The organism is Caballeronia hypogeia (assembly GCF_001544875.2).
Classification (GTDB): domain Bacteria; phylum Pseudomonadota; class Gammaproteobacteria; order Burkholderiales; family Burkholderiaceae; genus Caballeronia; species Caballeronia hypogeia.
Genome location: NZ_FCOA02000028.1, coordinates 72,169 through 89,759, shown reverse-complemented (window position 1 = coordinate 89,759; position 17,591 = coordinate 72,169). Strand labels below are relative to the sequence as shown.

Sequence of the window (17,591 nt, the reverse complement as noted above, 5' to 3'; positions counted from 1 at the left end):
GGGCGGAGGGGCGGAGACCGGCGGACGCGGCTGCTCGTTGAGCAGCGTGCCCGCGCTCGGCACCTGCGCCGTGCCGGGCAGCGGCGTCTGCTGCGCCCACGCCGTGATCGCGCTCGCGCAGGCGAGGCTCGCGCCCGCCATGCGCGCGAGACGGGCTGAACGGCGCGGGCGCGCACGCAAACGCTGGGCAAGGAGTTCGGTTTTCATGGCATGGTTCACGGCGACATCCTCATCGGGACCGGCGCGCGGCGCGGCGTCGGACGAAACTCAGCGGGCGACCGAAAGCCGCCAGTTGCCCATCAGATCGAACGGCGCCCAGTAGAACGGATGGGCGAAGCGGCTGTTCGCGAGCACCGCGAGCTGGGCGTCGCGCAGCGCGTCGATTGCCTGCTCGCCCTTGGTGAGCGAGCCGTAGAACGTGCGCATCGTGAGTTCGGTGGATTCATCGGCGACCGGCCACATCGACACCAGCAGCGTCGACGCGCCCGCATAGAAGAACGCGCGCGTGAAGCCCATGATTTCGTCGCCGCGCCCGACGCGCCCGAGCGCCGTCTCGCACGCGGACAGCGTGACGAGCGCCACCGTGTCGAGCTTCAGGTTGTAGATGTCGGCGGCGAGCAGCGGGTCCGGGCCGTCGGCGGGCTGTGCCGAGGGCGCGAGCAGCACGCGCGAATGCAGCGGATCGATGGTGTCCGCCTGCGCGTGCGTCGCCACATGGACGATGCGGCCGGCGGGCGCGTTGTCATCGAACGTCCTGCGGGTGGCGTCGCTGCGCAGGAAGGTTTCGCTTTTCGAGAACAGCGGGCCGATGGCGCGCACTTCCGCCTCCGCCGACGGCAGTTCGTACTCCGGCCCGATACGCGGATTGCCGAACGCGACGAGATTGCTCGCGATGTGCTGCTGACGCCGCACGAGCTGCACCGCGACGCTCGCCGAAGGCGCGAGCGAGATCGCGTGACGCTGGATCAGAAAGCCCTGCGCATTCTTGAGCGCCTGGAACGGCATGTAGTGCAGCGCGCCGTTCGGCACGATGATGAGCCGTTCGTCGGCGCGCAGGCCGAGCGGCTCGATCAGCAGCGCATCGAGCTTCGAGCCGTAGGTGATCGCCTGCGGCTTGCCGCGAATGATCGCGTTGCGGAAGTCGCTCACGGCGAGCGTCATGTCGTGCCGTTTGATCGGCAGCGTGAAGCCCGTGATGCCATCGGCGCGCACGACCCACGCGATCATGCGATCCGGCAGGCTGTGATATTCGACGATCGCCTCGCCGGGTGCGAGCGTCGCGCGCACATCGGCGAGCGAGAGCGTGCGGCCGTTGAGTTGCGTTGCATCGACGTTTTTATCGAGCCGGTTGCGCACCACGTCGAGCAGCGCGCGGCTGCGGCTGCGCTCGGACAACGTCCACGCGAGCGGATAGTCGCCATCCTCCACGACCAGCGCGATGGTTTCCTCGAAGACAGTCTGCGTGTCGGAGAACAGCCCCGTCTTGAACTCGTCGCTGCGAAAGCGCGCGCGGATCGATTCGGAGTCGTCGAGCGCGGCGAGCCATGCGTCGCGCGCCTCCTTGCGTTTGCCGAGCGCCAGATATGCGCGGCCCATGCCTTCGTGCGCCCACAGGTTGTCGTAGCTCGCGTCCGAGCCGCCCTTCGTCGCGCTTGCGGAGAACGCGGCGAGCGCCTGCCCGGGCTGGTTCTCGGCGAGCAGCAGATTGCCTTCGATACGCTTCCTGAGCGGCGCGAGCAGCGTGCCATCGACATCCTTGGTCTGCTCGAAGGTCGCCCGCGCGCCGGCCGGATCGCCGCTCGCGATCTGCGCGTTCGTGATCGACAACAGCACCAGCGGCCGATAGCGCGGCGACGCCGCCTCCAGCGCCGCGCGATATTCGGAGAGCGCCGCCGCCGCATCGCCGCGCCGCGCCGCGATGTCGCCGAGCACCTTGTGCGCGGGCGCGAGCACCTGTTGCGGATTCTTTGCTCCGGCGGCGATCGCTTCCTTCGCGTAGCGCTCGGCGTCGCCGAGATCGCCCGCGTAGCTGTAGGCGATGGCGAGATCGCGGCGCGACAGCGCGCCGAGATCGGCGTTGTCCGTCTCCTTCGCTACGACCAGCGCGCGAGAGGCCGCCTCGATGCTCTCGCGAAAGTCGCCCCGTTCCGCCGCCGCCACCGACATGCTGCAGTACGCATAGCCATCGAGCTTGACCTGATCGCGCGCGAGCAGAAGCTGGCCTTCCCTGGAGAGCGTCGCGATGGTTTCGGCGTCGCGCACGCGAGCCTCGGCGTCGCGCGCGGCGGGGGTGAGGGGCGTGCCTTGAGCGGCATCGGTTGGGTGCGTTTCCTTCGTAACCGGCGCGTTGCGTGCACCGCGTTCGGCGGATGCGTCGTTCTGCGCGAGCGGCATGCCCGGTTCGTGCAGATCGTTGAGCGCGAGCTGCATGCTCGCGGCACCCGGCGCGCAGCCCGAATTCGTCGCGGCTTGAGCCTGCGCGGCGGGCGCGCTCAGCATGAGCGCCGTCATCAGCGCGAATACGATGTCAACCCGCTCGATCGGTTTCACAGATGCGCTCCTCGATGGACCCCGGCTTTGTTCCGCCGCGAGCAGCCAGCGTTCGCGGCGGTGTCACGAGTAGACGAACCACCGCGGCCGATTTGAAAAATGCGCTGGCTTCGTTCGTCTGATGCCGTGTCGGCGGGCATATGGACGAATCATGAAAAACGTCGAGGTGATTTCGGGCTTCCTGCGCCTTGTTGCGGCGTGGCGCGGCGTGCGGGTTGTTCTCTTGTGCGCTTTGGCCGTCGCGGGGTGCAAGTCGGCGCCGCCGCCTCCGCCGCCGCCGCCGACCGTCGTGCATATCGACGTGAACGCCGTCGATCGTGTGAATCCGGATCAGAACGGACGTCCGTCGCCCGTGCTCGTGCGCGTGTACGAACTGAAGGCGACGTCCGCCTTCGACAGCGCCGATTTCTTCACGCTCTATGGCAAGGACCAGGCGACGCTCGGCGCGGATCTCAATGCGAAAAACGAGTTCCTGCTCAGGCCGGGTGAGAAGCAGAGCGTGGAGCAGCCCGTGCAGCCGGGCACGAAGTTCATCGCGGTCGTGGCGGCTTATCGCGATATCGAGCGCTCGAGATGGCGCGCCACCGCACCCGTGCCGCCGAATCAGACGACGATCATGAGCGTGCGTATTGATGCAGCAGATGTGTCGATCGCGGCGCAACCCGCGCCCGCACCGCCGACGTCGAAGAAAAAGAAAGCGAAGTGAAGCCGGCAACGCGCCGTTCCAAATTCGCCCGTCTGAATCGTTCTATGAGCGAAGCGCTCGCGCCGCCTTCCGGCACTGCGCGAGCATGACGCCCAACCCACAATGCGGATACGCCACCATGACCTGGCACCAACGCATGATCTGGTCCGAGGGGCTGTTTCTCGAACCTCAGCATTTCCAGCAACACGACCGCTTCATCGAGCATCTCGTGCGCTCGCATGCGCGCGCGACCGAAGCCTGGTCGTGGGGCTGGGCGTCGATCATGCTCGACGACGTCGCGCTCGGCCTCGGCAAGATCGCGCTCGCGTCCGCGTTCGGCGTGCTGCCCGACGGCACCGCGTTCTCCTTTCCCGACGACTTCCCCGCGCCGCCGCCGCTCGACATCCCCGCCGGCACGCGTGACGAAACCGTGCTGCTCGCGCTGCCGCTGGAACGCTCCGGCGCGAAAGAGTTCGATCCCGACGGCACGGCCTCCGCGATCAACGGCCACACCGACGCATTGCGCTACCGCACCACCGACACTTCCGTCGCCGACGTCACCACCAGCACCGACCGCGTCGCCGACATGCGCGTGGGCGCGCCGAACCTGCGGCTCATGCTCGCGCGCGACGCCACCGACGCCTTCGCGAACATCGGCATTGCGCGCGTGCTGGAGCGGCGCGCGGACAACCGCGTGATGCTCGACGCAGGCTACGTTCCGCCGATGCTCCACGCACTCGCCGATGCGCGTCTGCTCGGCCACGCGCAGGAAATCGCCGGGCTGCTGCATCAGCATGCGGACCGGCTCGCGCGGCATATCGCGAATCCGGGGCGCGGCGGCGTCTCCGAGATCGCCGATTTCCTGCTGCTGCAAACGCTCAACCGCTTCGAGCCGCAGTTCGCGCATCTGCTGCAAGTGCCGTTGCTGCATCCCGAACGCCTGTATCAGACGACACTCGCGCTCGCGGGCGATCTCGCCGCCTTCGACGAACGCCGCCGCGTGCTCGCCTATCCGCCGTATCGCCACGACGATCTCGCCAGCTCCTTCGAGCCGCTCATGCGCGACGTGCGGCAACTGCTCGCGCAGGTGCCGGAGCCGAACGCCATCGCGATCGAATTGCAGAGCCGCAAGCCCGGCGTGCGCGTGGCCGTCATCAACGATCTCGATCTGCTGCGCACCGCGGGCTTCGTGCTCGCCGCGAGCGCGCAGATGCCGGGCGAAGCGCTGCGCACGCGCTTCCCGACGCAGGTGAAAGTCGCGCCCGCCGAAAAGCTGCGCGATCTGGTGAATCTCGCGCTGCCGGGCATCGAATTGCGCGCCATGCCGGTCGCGCCGCGCCAGATTCCGTTTCACGCGGGTTATTCGTATTTCGAGCTGGATCGGGGCGGCGAGCTGTGGAAGGAGCTGGAGCAGACCGGGAACCTCGCGATGTACATCGCGGGCGAGTTTCCGGCGCTGGAACTGGAGTGCTGGGCCATCCGCCATTGATCATTCAGGTGCTCTGACGACATGACGAACGACGACGATCCTTTCGCCGGATTCGAATCCGACCAGACGATGATCAAGCCCAATCCCGGCGCGCGTCGCCGCACCGGGAACACGCAGGGTCCGTTCACGCCCGGCGCGAGCTCGCCCGATGCCGACGCGCATGCCTTCGACGCGGCCTTCGCGCAGGGCGGCGCCGTCAATCCGCTGGTCGCCGCGTGCGCGCCGCTGTTGCAGCTCGCGCCGCGCATCCGCGCAATGAGCGCCTGCGCCGATCCCGCCGCGCTGCGCGATTCGCTCGCGGCCGGCGTGCGCCGCTTCGAGGCGCAGGCGCGCGTGAACGGCGTCGCGGCGGAACAGGTGACGGCGGCGCGCTACATCGTCTGCACGATGCTCGACGAAGCCGCATCGGGCACGCCGTGGGGCGCGGGCGTGTGGGCGCGCCAGAGCCTGCTCGTCACCTTCCACAACGAGGCTTGGGGCGGCGAGAAGGTGTTTCAACTGCTCGCGCGTCTCGCGCAGAAGCCCGCGCAACATCTGCATCTGCTGGAGCTGGCGAGCATGGTGCTCGCGCTCGGCTTCGAGGGGCGTTATCGCGTCGCGGCGCAGGGCAGGCAGGCGCTCGATGCGATCCGCACGCGGCTCTATCAGCTGATCCGCAAGGAGCGCGGCGAGCCGGAGCGCGCGCTCTCGCCGCACTGGCAAGGCGTGCCCACGACGCGCCGACGCACCACCGACGTGCTGCCCGTATGGGTCGTCGGCGCGTTCGCGCTGCTGATGCTCGCGCTCGCGTATCTGGCGATGAGCTTCCGTCTGGGACAACTGTCCGATCCCGCGTTCAGCACGCTCGCCTCGATCCGCGCGGGCGCGCAGCGGCCGCTGGTCGTCACGCAGGCGGCCAGGCCGCGTCTGGCCGAGTTGCTCGCGCAGGAGATCCGCGATGGCCAGCTCGCCGTCGATGATCGCGTCGATCGCTCGGTCGTCACGCTGCATGGCGACAACGTCTTCAAGCCCGGCAGCGCGGAGGTATCGGAGCAGGTGCGGCCGCTCATCGGACAGATCGCGGCGGCGCTCAAGGCGGTGCCGGGCAACGTGCTCGTCACCGGCCACACCGACGACCGGCCGATCCGCTCGGCGCGGTATCCGTCGAACTGGGAACTCTCGCAGGAGCGCGCCGCGAACGTGCGCGATCTGCTCGCGGCCACCGTGCCGGACGCCCGCCTGAAGGCCGAAGGCAAAGGCGAAGCCGATCCCGTCGCGCCCAATGATTCGCCCGCCGGCCGCGCGCGCAACCGGCGCGTCGAAATCACGCTGTTCGCGAAGCCGGGATCCTGAACATGAAGACGCTCCTGAAGATCATCTTCCATCCGCTGCTGTTGCTCGCGCTCGGGTTGCTGCTCGTGTCCGGCGCGATATGGATCGCGGGGCCGCTCGTGTCGATCGCGGGCAAGTATCCGCTCGAAACGCACGAGGCGCGCTTCATCGCAATGGGCTGCGTCGTGTTGCTGCTGGTGCTGCGTCATCTGTGGGTCGCATGGCGCGCGCGGCGCACGCAGGCCGCGCTTTCCGCCGGGCTCGCGCCGCCGCCCGAGATCGCGCGCAGCGCCGCCGCACCCACGCCCGGCGAAGCGGAAGTCGCGACGCTCGCCAAACGCTTCGACGAAGCGCTCGCCGCGCTGCGCGACGCGCGCATCACCGCGTCGGGAAAAAAGCCGGGCTGGCGCGACTGGATCACGCTGTCGGGCAGGCAGTATCTGTATCAGTTGCCGTGGTACATGTTCATCGGCGCGCCGGGTGCGGGCAAGACCACGGCGCTGGTGCATTCCGGCCTGCGTTTTCCGCTGGCCGAGCGTTTCGGCACCGACAAGATTCGCGGCGTCGGCGGCACGCGCAACTGCGACTGGTGGTTCACCGACGACGCCGTTCTCATCGACACCGCCGGCCGCTACACCACGCAGGAAAGCGACCGCGACACCGATCAGACCGCGTGGCAGGGCTTCCTCGCGCTGCTACGCAAGACGCGTCCGCGCCAGCCGATCAACGGCGTGCTGATGACGCTCGCCGTGCCCGACCTGCTCGCCGCGACGCCCGCGAGCGCGCAGGACATGGCCGGCACGCTGCGCGCGCGCATGCGCGAGCTGATGCAGGCGTTCCGCACGCGCTTTCCGGTCTACGTGCTCGTCACCAAGACGGACCTGCTCGCGGGCTTCACGGAGTTTTTCGCGGACCTCTCGAAGGAAGAGCGCGCGCAAATCTTCGGCTTCACCTTTCCGTACGATCCGAAGCATCCGCTCAGTGAAAGCGATTTCGCCGCGCGCATCGACGCCGAGCTCGATGCGCTCGAAGCGCGTCTCGTCGCGCGTCTGCCCGAGCGTCTGAACACGGAGACCGGCCTCGCGCAGCGAGCCGCGATCATGGGCTTTCCGCAGCAGTTCGCCGCGCTGAAACCCGTGCTCGCCGAGGCCTTGCGCGCGACCTTCGTGCAGTCGAAGCACGACGACATTCCGCTCGTGCGCGGCGTCTATTTCACGAGCGGCACGCAGGAAGGCACGCCCATCGATCGCGTGATGGGATCGCTTGCGCGCGCGTTCGGCATCGAACGCGGCATGCAGCCGGTGCGTGCGTCGAGCGGGCGCAGCTTCTTTCTCGAACGTCTGCTCACGCAGGTCGTGTTCGCGGAACAGGGGCTCGCCGGATCGAATCTGCAATGGGCGCGGCGGCGGCATCTGTGGCGGCTTTCGGCCTACGCGGCGATCGCGGCGGTGAGCGCGTGCGCGCTCACGCTGTGGGGCACGAGCTATCTGCGCAACCGCGCTTACGTGGCGAGCGTCGAGCAGACCGCGCAACTCGCGAAGCAGGCGGCGGCGGGCACCACGGCCGCGAACGCGAACATCGTCGCGCTGCTGCCGCTGCTCTCGGCGGTGCGCAGTCTCGCCTCGACGCCGCAGGTCGATGCCGCGCATCCGCCGCTCGCGATGCAATTCGGCCTGTGGCAAGGCGCGAAGCTCGACGCCGCCGCCAACGACGCCTACGAGCGCCTGCTCGACGATCTGTTCCTGCCCAAGCTCGCGGCGCGCATCGAGGAGCAGGCGCGCAGTGCGAATCCGTCGAATGCGGGCTACGCGTATGAATCGCTGAAGGCGTATCTGATGATGAACCAGCCCGATCACCAGGATGCCGATGCGCTCAAGACCTGGATCCTCACCGACTGGGACCGCACCTTGCCGCGCGAAGTCGGCAACGACCAGCGCGCCGCGCTCGCCGCGCATCTCGACACCTTGCTCGCGCGCGGCGTCGTCCATCCGAATCTACCCTTCGACGAACGCCTCGTCGCCCATGTGCGCGCGATGCTCGCCACCAGCACGCTCGCGCAGCGCGTGTACGGGCGCGTGAAGCAGCAGGGCGTGGGCGCGGACTTTCCGGAATTCACCGTGGCGCGCGCGGCCGGGCCGAACGCATCGCTCGTGTTCGTGCGCGCGAGCGGCAAGCCGCTCACGAGCGGCGTGCCCGGTCTGTATTCGTTCGACGGCTATCACAAGGCGTTTCTGAAGGCCGTCGATCAGGTGTCGGTCCAGCTCGCCGCAGAACAGCCGTGGGTGCTCGGCATTCGCGACCAGAGCGGTCTGCCGCGCGGCGATCCGGCGGCGATGCAGCGTCTGACCGAAGACGTGCGCCTGCTCTATCTGCAGGACTACGCGCGCGCCTGGACCGACTTCCTGAACGACGTGCGCATCGTGCGTTCGGACAATCTGACTCAGTCGGTGCAGATCGCGCGCATTCTGTCCGCGCCGGATTCGCCGCTCGCAATGCTCATCAAGGCCGCCTCGCGCGAAACCACGCTGGCCGCGAAGCCCGAAAGCGAAACCACCGTCGTCGACAAGGCCACCGACAAGATCAGCGCGGCGCGCCAGCAATTGCTGAGCATCATCGGCGGGCCGGACCCCACGCGCATCGCGCCGGTCGCGCCGGGCACGCGGCTGGAAAGCATCGTCGACGATCGCTTCAGCGGGCTGCGCGCGCTGGTCACGAGCCCGGGCGGCGGCCAGCCCGCGCCCATCACGCAGATGCTCGCGCTCATCAACGACATCTACACCTACCTGAGCGCCACCGACGAAGCCCTGCAGCAGAAGACCGCGCCGCCGCCATCGGATGCGCCCGCGAAGCTGCGCACGCAGGCCGCGCGCATGCCCGAGCCGATCCGCACCGCGCTGCTCGATCTCGGCAGCCAGGGCGCCGCGCAGACGCAGCAGGCGCGGCGCGCGAACATGACCGACGACTTGAAGGAGTCGATCTCGGCGTACTGCGCGCGCGCGGTGGGCGGGCGTTATCCGTTCAACCCGGCTTCCGCGCGCGACGTGCTGCCCGAGGATTTCGGCGCGCTGTTCGCGCCCGGCGGCAAGTTCGACGACTTCTTCCAGAAGAACCTCGCGCAGGACGTCGATGTCTCCGCGAAGCCGTGGGCGTTCAAGAAATCGGATTCGTCGGCGACGCAGATCAGTCCGGCCGGACTCGCGCAGTTCGAGCGCGCGGCGACCATACGCGGCGTGTTCTTCGCGGCAGGCGGCAAGACGCCCGCGCTCACGCTGAAGTTCAAGCCGCTCGACATGGACCCGACGATCCTCTCCTTCACGCTCGATGTCGACGGGCAGGTGCTCACCTACGCGCACGGCCCGCAGATCGCGACGACGATCCAGTGGCCCGGCGCGCGCGGTTCGGGGCGCGTGAGCCTGCAACTGACGCCGCCGCCCACGAGCGGCGCGAGCAACGTGGTGTTCGAAGGTCCGTGGGCGCTGTTCCGCATGTTCGACCGGCTCGACGTGGAGCCGACCGATCAGCCCGAGCGCTTCGTCGTGACCTTCGATGTGGAAGGCCGCAAGGCGCGCTTCGAAGTGACGGCGAGCAGCGTCGAGAATCCGTTCCGGCTCGCGGACCTGCGCAAGTTCTCCTGTCCCGAACGCCTATGAGCGACGATCTCGGCGCCACGCTCGGAGAAGGCGGCACGGCCATTGCCGGCTGGTACGGCAAGCTGCCCTCGCTCGGCGATTTCGCGGCACGGCGGCTCTCCGACGCCTTCGTCGCGCCGTGGGACGCATGGCTCGCGCAGCGCGTCGCGGAAACGCAGCACGCGCTGGGCGCCGACTGGCTCGAACTGTATCTGACGTGCCCGGTGTGGCGCTTCTTCGCGATGCCGGGCGCCATTGCGCCGACGCTCGCCTCGTGCTGGACCGGCGTGGTGATGGCGTCGGTGGATCGCGTCGGGCGGCATTTCCCGCTGACCGTCGCGGCGGCGCTGCCGTGCGCGCCGGCCACGGGCACGGAGATCGCGTCGCTCTGGCAATGGCTTTCGGCCATCGAAGCCGTGGCGCTCGCCGCGCTCGATTTCGATCACAGCATCGAGCGCCTCGACGAGCAACTGGCCGCGCTGCCCGTGCCGGTGCTCGGCTCGTCGTGCGCCGCCACGCGCGCCGCCGTGCTCGACGAACCATGGATCGTGCAATCGGCCGATGCCCTGCCCGAGACGCTCGCGCGCAGTTTTGCGCCGGCGTGGCAGAGCGAGGTATACGGCATGAGCATGTGGACCTCGGCGCAGGCCGCGAGGGCCGCCGATCCGCCGGATCACGAGCCGCGCCCGTTCACCGTGTGGCCCGTGTACGGGCTGCCGGACACGGCGCTCTTCACCACGCTGCTGCGGGATTGCGGATCATGAACGCGACCGGCCGCGCGCCCGAAGACGACCGCGACGACGGCGCGACGGAAAACAACGCCGCCGAGGACCGCACGGTGATCGTGAGCGGCGCGCGGTCGTCGTTCACGAACGCGCCGGGCGTGCCGGAAGCACCCGGAGCACCGCACGCCTTCGATCCTGCCGCTACCCACAACGTGCTGCCGCCCGGCACGCGGCTCGGCGAGTTCGAGATTCTCGGGCTGATCGGCGAAGGCGGCTTCGGCATCGTCTATCTGGCTTTCGATACCTCGCTCGATCGTCATGTCGCGCTCAAGGAGTACATGCCCTCGGCGCTCGCGGCGCGCGTCGGCGCGACGCAGGTGCAGGTCCGCTCGGCGCGCTACGAGAGCATGTTCCGCGCCGGACTGAAGAGCTTCATCAACGATGAGGCCCGGCTGCTCGCGCGCTTCGATCATCAGTCGCTCGTGAAGGTTTATCGGTTCTGGGAAGCCAACGGCACCGCGTACATGGCGATGCCGTACTACAAGGGCGTGACGCTGCGCGACGCGCTCAAGGCCATGAAAACGCCGCCCGACGAAGCCTGGCTGCGCACACTGCTCACGCCGCTCGTGGATGCCCTCGCCGTCCTGCATGCGGCCAACTGCTTTCATCGCGATATCGCGCCGGACAACATCATCCTGCTGGACGAAGGGCATCGGCCGGTGCTGCTGGATTTCGGCGCGGCGCGGCGCGTGATCGGAGACATGACGCAGGCGCTCACCGTGATCCTCAAGCCGGGCTATGCGCCGATCGAGCAATACGCCGAAGTGCCGTCGCTCCGACAGGGGCCGTGGACCGATCATTACGCGCTCGCCGCGCTCGTCTACTTCGCGATCACCGGGAAAACACCGCCGCCGTCCGTCGGGCGGATGGTCAAGGACAGCTATCAGCCGCTCGCGAAGCTCGCCGCCGGGCGCTATTCGGACCGCTTCCTGAAGGCGATCGATCACGCGCTCAACGTTCAGCCCGCGAACCGGCCGCAGACGGACCGGCAGTTCGCCGCCGAACTCGGCATTTCGCTCGACGAGGACGCCGCAGGCGGCGGCAAGAGCGCCATGACGGCCAGCGCGCGGCGGCGCATCGGCTGGATGTTCGGCGCGGCGTGCGGACTCGCGGCGGCGGCCGCGCTCGGCTTCTTCGTGCCGAAGCTGCTGATGCACGCGCCTCCCGGCATCGTCGAGGCCGACCGGATCGCGAGCGGCGTCGACGTCGCGAGCGCGTCGATTGCGGCTTCCGCTGCGCCCGCCGTGGCGTCGGCGACGGTCGAGGCCCGCGCATCGACGCCGGTCACGCCGCCGCCCGCATTGCCGCCCTTCACCCCCGCCGACGAATTCGCGCGCATCGTCTCGCTCGCCGATCCGTCAATCGTCGTGAAGGCGGAAGTGCCGCAGCCGCGCGCCGTCATCGGACGTGACCGGCTGCGCTTCTCGGTCACCAGTAATCGCGATGGCTATCTCTACGTGTTCGTCGTCGATCCGGACAACGCCTACATGCAGCTTTTCCCGAACACGCTCGACCCCGACAACCGCATCAAGGCGAAGAAGCGCCTCGTGCTGCCGGGCTCGAACTGGGCGATGGACGCAGGCGACCCCGTCGGCGCGAATCATTTCATCGCGATCGTGTCGGCCGTGCCGCGCGACTTCAGCGCGCTCGACATGACGCACGACGACGCGTTCGCGCGCCTCTCCGTGGAAGCGCAGAAGGCGGCGGCGGCCCAGCGCACGCTCACGGCGTCGCCCTTCGCGGGCGTGCCGTCGTGCGCCAGCGAGGCGCCTTCATGCCCCGTCGCGTTCGGCGCGGCGGCGTTCAAAATCGACGTCGTCCATTCGTCTAAATAGCGAAGCGCGCCTCACGCCCGATGACGCGCGGCACGGCAAGACGCAAGCCCTGCACGGCTGGACGAGGACATCATGGCAACACGCACGCGCGGCCGGGCCGCGGAGCCGGGCCGCACGCCCGGCGCTTTTCCTGCAACGTCGCCTGCGCTGTCGAATGCGCGTTCAGGCGCGAAGTCCATGCTGTGCGCGATGCTCGCGGGTGCGCTCGCCGCGTGCGCGAATTCGCCGGCGCCGCCCGCGCCGCAAGTCGCGCAGGCGCGCGAGACGGCTTCCCCCAGCGCCGGGCCCGCCGAGTCCGCCGATCCATCGTCGATGGTCAGCGCGGCGCCTTCGGGACGCGAGCCGGGCATCGTCAACCCGCTGCCCGCAAGTCCGTCGGCCGCGCTTTCCGCCACCGCGACGCCCTTCGCCACGAAGAACGCGCTCTACACGCCGGTGCCCTTCTCCAGCGTGCCGGGCTGGTCCGGAGACGACGTCGCGCAATCGTGGGACGCGTTCCGGCGCGGCTGCTCGGTGCTCGCCGGCAAGCCCGCGTGGGCGGCACCGTGCGCGGCGGCGCGCGGCATCGCCGCGAACGACAACGCCGCGGTGCGCCGCTTCTTCGAGGACAACTTCACGGTCTACCAGATCCGTAATGTCGACAAGAGTTCGCGCGGCGTGCTGACGGGCTACTACGAGCCGGTCCTGCGGGGCAGCCGCAAGTACGGCGCGCCCTATGTGCTGCCGGTCTATGGCGTGCCGCGCGACATGCTGTTCCTCGATGCGCGCCGCCTGCCGCCCAACGCGCGCAGCGAGGCGGTCATGGCGCGCGTGGAGGGGCGCACGGTGGTGCCGCTCGCGGCGATCGCGACCGGCAATGCCAAAGGCGTCTACGCGCTCGAACTCGGCAACAGCGTGCCCGATATCCGCGACAAGAAGCTGCGGCTGCGTCGCGAGGGCAACCGCATCGTGCCGTATTACTCGCGCGCGCAGATCGAGCGCGGACGCATCGACGCGCCGGTGCTCGCCTGGGTCGCGGACCCAGCCATGCTCTACGCGATGCAGTTGCAGGGCGCCGGGAAGATCGTGCTGCCGGACGGCGGCGGAGTGATCCGGCTCGCGTACGCCGAGCAGAACGGGCTCGCCTTCAATCCGCCGGTCGCGAGTGCCTCGAGCAAGGGCCGCAAGGTGCTGGTGCGCGGCGTCGAGATCGATCTCGACGAAGGCGATGTGAGCACGCAGCAGACGAACGGCCACATCGATGCCTCCGCATCCGACGATGCGCCGAAGTCCGTGCTGCTGCGCGGCGCGAACGACGCCGCATCGCCGGATGTGCCCGATGATTCCGCCGCGCGCCCTGAAGGCCCGCCCGAATCGCCGCTGTTGCGCGGCTTCAATCTCGTGAAGGGCGCGACGCCCGCCGTGCGGCCTGCGCGGGTGAGCGCGTCCCCGGCGGCCCATGCGGTCAATCAACCGGCCAGGTCCGCCACAGCCGATCCAGCGAATCCAGCCGTCCCAGCCGACGCGCCCGCGCCGCCGCTCGACTATGCGTTCGCGTCGTCGGACCCGAGCTACGTGTTCTTCCGGACCATCCCCGATTCGGCCGCCGGGCCGATCGGTGCGCTCGGCGTGCCGCTGTCGGCGGAGCGCTCGGCCGCCGTCGATCCGCGCACGACGCCGCTCGGCGCGCCGGTGTTCATCAACGCGAGCGAAGCGGCCGACGGCTCGCAGGTCGCGCGGCTCCTGATGGCGCAGGACGCGGGCGGCGCGATTCGCGGCGCGGTGCGCGCCGACTACTTCTTCGGCACCGGCGAGAAGGCGCAGCAGAAAGCGAGCCGCATGAAGCAGCCCGCGCAGATGTGGGTGTTGCTGCCCAAGGGTCTGCGCATCTCGGCGAGGGAGTCGGCGGTGCGCGTGCGCGGCGGTCCGTCTATGCCCACGGCCGATTGCGTCGTGAGCGACCCGGACCTGTGCGTCGACGACACGCCATCGAGCGCACCATGAACGGAGCGAGCATGAGATTCCTCGTCGCCGACGACCACGAGCTGATTCGCCAGGCCGTCAAGTCGCTGTTGCGCGGCCTCGACCACGAAGCGCAGTTCGACGAGGCGGATAGCTGGGACACGCTCGCCGCCGCCGCGCATCCCGGCGCGAATCACGATCTCGCGATCGTCGATCTGCACATGTCGGGCATGGCGAGCGCGGCGTCGCTGGCGACGCTCCTGAAGGCCAATCCCACACTGCCGCTGGTCGTGCTGTCGGCGGAGGAATCCGTCGACGAGATGCGCGCCGTGCTCGCCGCCGGCGCGCTCGGCTTCGTACCCAAGCGCGAGCCCGCCAGCGTGATGCTCAAGGCCATCGAGCTCGTCCTCTCGGGCGGCGCCTATGTGCCGATCGAAGCGCTCTGCCTGGCTGGCGCGGGCGCGCCGGCGCCGCACGCATGCGACTCGACGCAACCGCTCAGAAACACGTCCGGCGCCCCCCTCGCCCCGCATCACCGGCATCTGATGGAGAACCTGTCGCCGCGTCAGCGCGAGATCATGCGGCTCGTGCATCGCGGCTGCACGAACAAGATGATCGCGCGCGAACTGCAGGTCGCGGAAGGCACGGTCAAGGTGCACCTTTCGGTGATTTTCCGGGCGCTCGGCGTGCACAGCCGGTCGGCGGCGATCGCGGTCATCAACGACTGGCTGCGCACGGGACGTGAACTATGACCGCGCCCAACGTGCTCATCTGCCTGCCGACGCATCACGACGACGTGCACATCAACTTCGCCTTCTCGCTGATGGAAACCGCGCGCGCCCTCACCGACGCGGGCTGCGGTTTCCAGACGATGCACGTCGGCTCGTCGCACGTGATTCGCGCGCGCAACTTCTTCGCGAGCTATCTCGTCGCGCATCCCGAGTTCTCGCATCTGCTCTTTCTCGACACGGACATGCGCTTCGCGCCGCAAGCCGTGATGAAGCTGCTCGCCGCCGGCAAGTGCGTCGCGGGCGTCGCGTATCCGTATCGGCGCATGAACCTGGAGAAGTGCATCGGCGCGTCGGATCAGGGGCTCACGCTGCGCGAATGGCTCGAAAAACACGCGGACTACACGGTGCGCCTCAAGACTTCAGACGATGGCCACGCTCGCGTCACCGATGGTTTCGTCGAAGCGGAGCATGTCGGCACCGGCATCTTTCTCGCGCGCCGCGACGCGTTCGATGTCGCGCTGCCGTTCACGCAATGCTATGCGCCGCCCGAGCAGTATCGCGACACGCTGCCCGACGGCCGCTTCTATGGCTTTTTCGACACCATCGAGGAACAGGGGCATTACCTGTCCGAAGACCTTTCGTTCTGCCGGCGCGTGCGGCTGGGCGGCGCGCAAGTGTGGGCGCTCGTCGACGAAACGGTCGTGCACTACGGCGCGTCGGAAGTGGCCGGGCAATATCTGCGCGCGCTGCGCATGCGCGGCAACGTCGCGTGATCTGCGGGTTCACGCGACTTCCGCCGCCTCCTGCCCTTGCGCGCTCGGTTGCAGCAGCGTGTCGAGCGTGCGTCGCAGGCGCGTTGGCGTGACCGGCTTGTGCAGCACCGGCACGCCTTCGGCGGCGAGCGCCGCGAGTTCGGGCGAGGCCATGTCGCCGGTCATCATCACGCGCGCGAGACCGTGATGGCCGCGCCGGCGCAGCGCCTCGCGCACCGCGTTCATCGCCTCGATGCCGGTCTGGTGACGGTCGATCCGATAGTCGCAAACCAGCACGTCCGGCACGAAGCCTTCGGAGATCGCGCGCACGGCGGCGAGCTCGTCGCGGCAGCCGCGCACGACACAGCCCCAGCGCGTGAGCAAGGCGCCGAGTGCGTCGAGATTCGCGGGATCGTCGTCGACGCACAGCACGCGGCGGCCGTCGATAAACGCGCTCATTTCGGGCGGCGCGACGAGGCTCGCGGTGACGAGACTCGCATCGCCCGTTCTGACCGGCACGCGCATGGTCGTGCCGCGGCCTGGCGCGGAACGCAGCATCAGCTCGCAGCCGAGCAGGCGCGTGAGACGCCGCACCGTCGAGAGGCCGAGACCGTGGCCTTCGCGGCCGTCGCGATGTGCGAGCGGCGCCTGATAGAACTCCTCGAATACGAGTTCGCGCTCCTGCGGCGCGATGCCGATGCCCGAATCGCGCACTTCGATGAAGCAGCGTTCGCGATTCGCGGCCTGCCTCACGCCGATCCACACGGAGCCGCATTCGGTATAACGCACCGCGTTCGAGACGAGATTGGCGAGCACGCGTTCGAGCAGCACGGGATCGGTGAACGCGACACACGACGTAGGCGCGATGCGCAGCGCCAGTCCTTTCTCGGCCGCGGCGGGACGGAACTGCCGCTCTATGCGCGCGAGGACGTCGGCGAGCGGGAAGTGCTGCGGCATCACCTGAGTCACGCCGCTTTCGATGCGCGCCAGATCGAGCACCTGATTGAAGAGATGATTCAGCGCTTCGACATTGCAGACGATGTGCTGCGCGGTGTCCTCGCGCTCCGCATCGCTCGCGCGGCGGTCCGTGAGCGTCTGCGCGAGCAGGCCGATTGCATGCAGCGGCTGACGCAGATCGTGACTCGCCGCCGCGAAAAAGCGCGTCCTCGCAATGCTCGTCTCCTCGATCACGCCCTTTTGCCGCGCGATGGTTTCGGCGAGCCGCTGCTGATCGACGCGCGCCTCGACGATGCCGCGAAAGAGCTTGCGATATTGCGCTGCGAGCAGATCCACGGCGACGATGAAAATGACGAGCGCGACGCCTAATTCCAGTCGGCCGGGCGCCGGTTCCAGCAGATGCAGCGCGGCGGCGGGCAGAAGCAGCGGCAGGATCGCGCAGCGCAGGTTGAGCAGGTTCAGGCCATTGGAGCCATAGGCGAGCGCCGCGAGTGCGACCAGCATCACGGTATGCGCGGCGACGAGGCCGGCGGATGCGTGCTGGAATGCGAACCAGATCGACCAGCCCGGCGCGCTGTAAAGGGCAACGTTCCTCAACGCATGAAGCTCGATCCAGCGGCACGAGCAGAATCGCGATGCCTGACGCCGCCGCCACGCCCACATGCCGATGGAGAGAGAGTTCGCCATGCCATAGAGCAGCACGCAGGCCAAGGGCAGCATCCCGTCGTCCGCACCCGTGACATAAACCATGACGAGCAGCGCGATCGCGCACGCGTGCGTCGGGAATGACGCCGGGTCTGCCGCATAAAGCGCGCTTGCGACATCGTGGTCGATATCGGCGTCGAGCTCGCGCTTTCGTTGATCGCCATGCATTCTGTCATCCCCTTGCAGCCGGTATACCCGGGCGTTTAGACGACGGCTATTAC

11 protein-coding genes and 1 pseudogene are annotated in these 17,591 nt (G+C 68.7%); 9 read left to right on the top strand and 3 right to left on the bottom strand.

From position 1 onward, the window contains the following. Together AWB79_RS38565 and AWB79_RS29965 are read right to left on the bottom strand one after the other, a co-directional pair. A pseudogene (locus AWB79_RS38565) lies at nucleotides 1–207 on the bottom strand (ShlB/FhaC/HecB family hemolysin secretion/activation protein); the annotation flags it as partial. Between the two features lie 60 nt (nucleotides 208–267). Then, nucleotides 268–2,550 (bottom strand): CHAT domain-containing protein, encoded by a 2,283-nt coding sequence (locus tag AWB79_RS29965; RefSeq protein WP_232471060.1) that lies wholly within the window; start codon nucleotides 2,548–2,550, stop codon nucleotides 268–270. A 151-nt stretch (nucleotides 2,551–2,701) separates the two neighbouring features. Here AWB79_RS29965 and tssJ point away from each other — a divergent pair, with 151 nt between their 5' ends. The 9 genes from tssJ (at nucleotide 2,702) to AWB79_RS29920 (ending at nucleotide 15,729) form a co-directional block, all read left to right on the top strand. Next, nucleotides 2,702–3,256, top strand: coding sequence for a type VI secretion system lipoprotein TssJ (gene tssJ / locus AWB79_RS29960; RefSeq protein WP_061171059.1), 555 nt, complete (start codon nucleotides 2,702–2,704; stop codon nucleotides 3,254–3,256). 118 nt (nucleotides 3,257–3,374) lie between these two features. Beyond that, a complete protein-coding gene (gene tssK, locus AWB79_RS29955) occupies nucleotides 3,375–4,724 on the top strand; it encodes a type VI secretion system baseplate subunit TssK (protein WP_061171058.1) in 1,350 nt (449 codons plus the stop codon). A 21-nt stretch (nucleotides 4,725–4,745) separates the two neighbouring features. Next, nucleotides 4,746–6,056: a DotU family type VI secretion system protein gene (locus AWB79_RS29950; protein ID WP_061171057.1), complete on the top strand. Its 1,311-nt coding sequence runs from the start codon at nucleotides 4,746–4,748 to the stop codon at nucleotides 6,054–6,056. A 2-nt stretch (nucleotides 6,057–6,058) separates the two neighbouring features. After that, nucleotides 6,059–9,685: a type VI secretion system membrane subunit TssM gene (gene tssM, locus AWB79_RS29945; protein ID WP_061171056.1), complete on the top strand. Its 3,627-nt coding sequence runs from the start codon at nucleotides 6,059–6,061 to the stop codon at nucleotides 9,683–9,685. Continuing rightward, a complete protein-coding gene (gene tagF, locus AWB79_RS29940; RefSeq protein ID WP_061171055.1) occupies nucleotides 9,682–10,428 on the top strand; it encodes a type VI secretion system-associated protein TagF in 747 nt (248 codons plus the stop codon). Before tssM ends, tagF begins: the two co-directional genes overlap by 4 nt. After that, nucleotides 10,425–12,284, top strand: a complete 1,860-nt coding sequence (locus tag AWB79_RS29935; protein ID WP_061171054.1) for a serine/threonine-protein kinase — start codon at nucleotides 10,425–10,427, stop codon at nucleotides 12,282–12,284. The genes tagF and AWB79_RS29935 overlap by 4 nt, the downstream gene beginning before the upstream one ends. A gap of 72 nt (nucleotides 12,285–12,356) precedes the next feature. Beyond that, nucleotides 12,357–14,267: an MltA domain-containing protein gene (locus tag AWB79_RS29930; protein ID WP_198399123.1), complete on the top strand. Its 1,911-nt coding sequence runs from the start codon at nucleotides 12,357–12,359 to the stop codon at nucleotides 14,265–14,267. A gap of 11 nt (nucleotides 14,268–14,278) precedes the next feature. Then, complete coding sequence (locus AWB79_RS29925; RefSeq protein ID WP_061171068.1) at nucleotides 14,279–14,977, top strand: response regulator transcription factor; 699 nt, start codon at nucleotides 14,279–14,281, stop codon at nucleotides 14,975–14,977. After that, on the top strand, nucleotides 14,974–15,729 hold the full coding sequence (locus tag AWB79_RS29920; RefSeq protein WP_061171053.1) for a hypothetical protein: 756 nt from the start codon (nucleotides 14,974–14,976) through the stop codon (nucleotides 15,727–15,729). Before AWB79_RS29925 ends, AWB79_RS29920 begins: the two co-directional genes overlap by 4 nt. A 9-nt stretch (nucleotides 15,730–15,738) precedes the next feature. On the opposite strand, the gene AWB79_RS29915 is transcribed toward AWB79_RS29920, so the two are convergent. Then, on the bottom strand, nucleotides 15,739–17,538 hold the full coding sequence (locus AWB79_RS29915) for an ATP-binding response regulator (RefSeq protein ID WP_061171052.1): 1,800 nt from the start codon (nucleotides 17,536–17,538) through the stop codon (nucleotides 15,739–15,741). Between the last annotated feature and the right edge of the window lie 53 nt (nucleotides 17,539–17,591).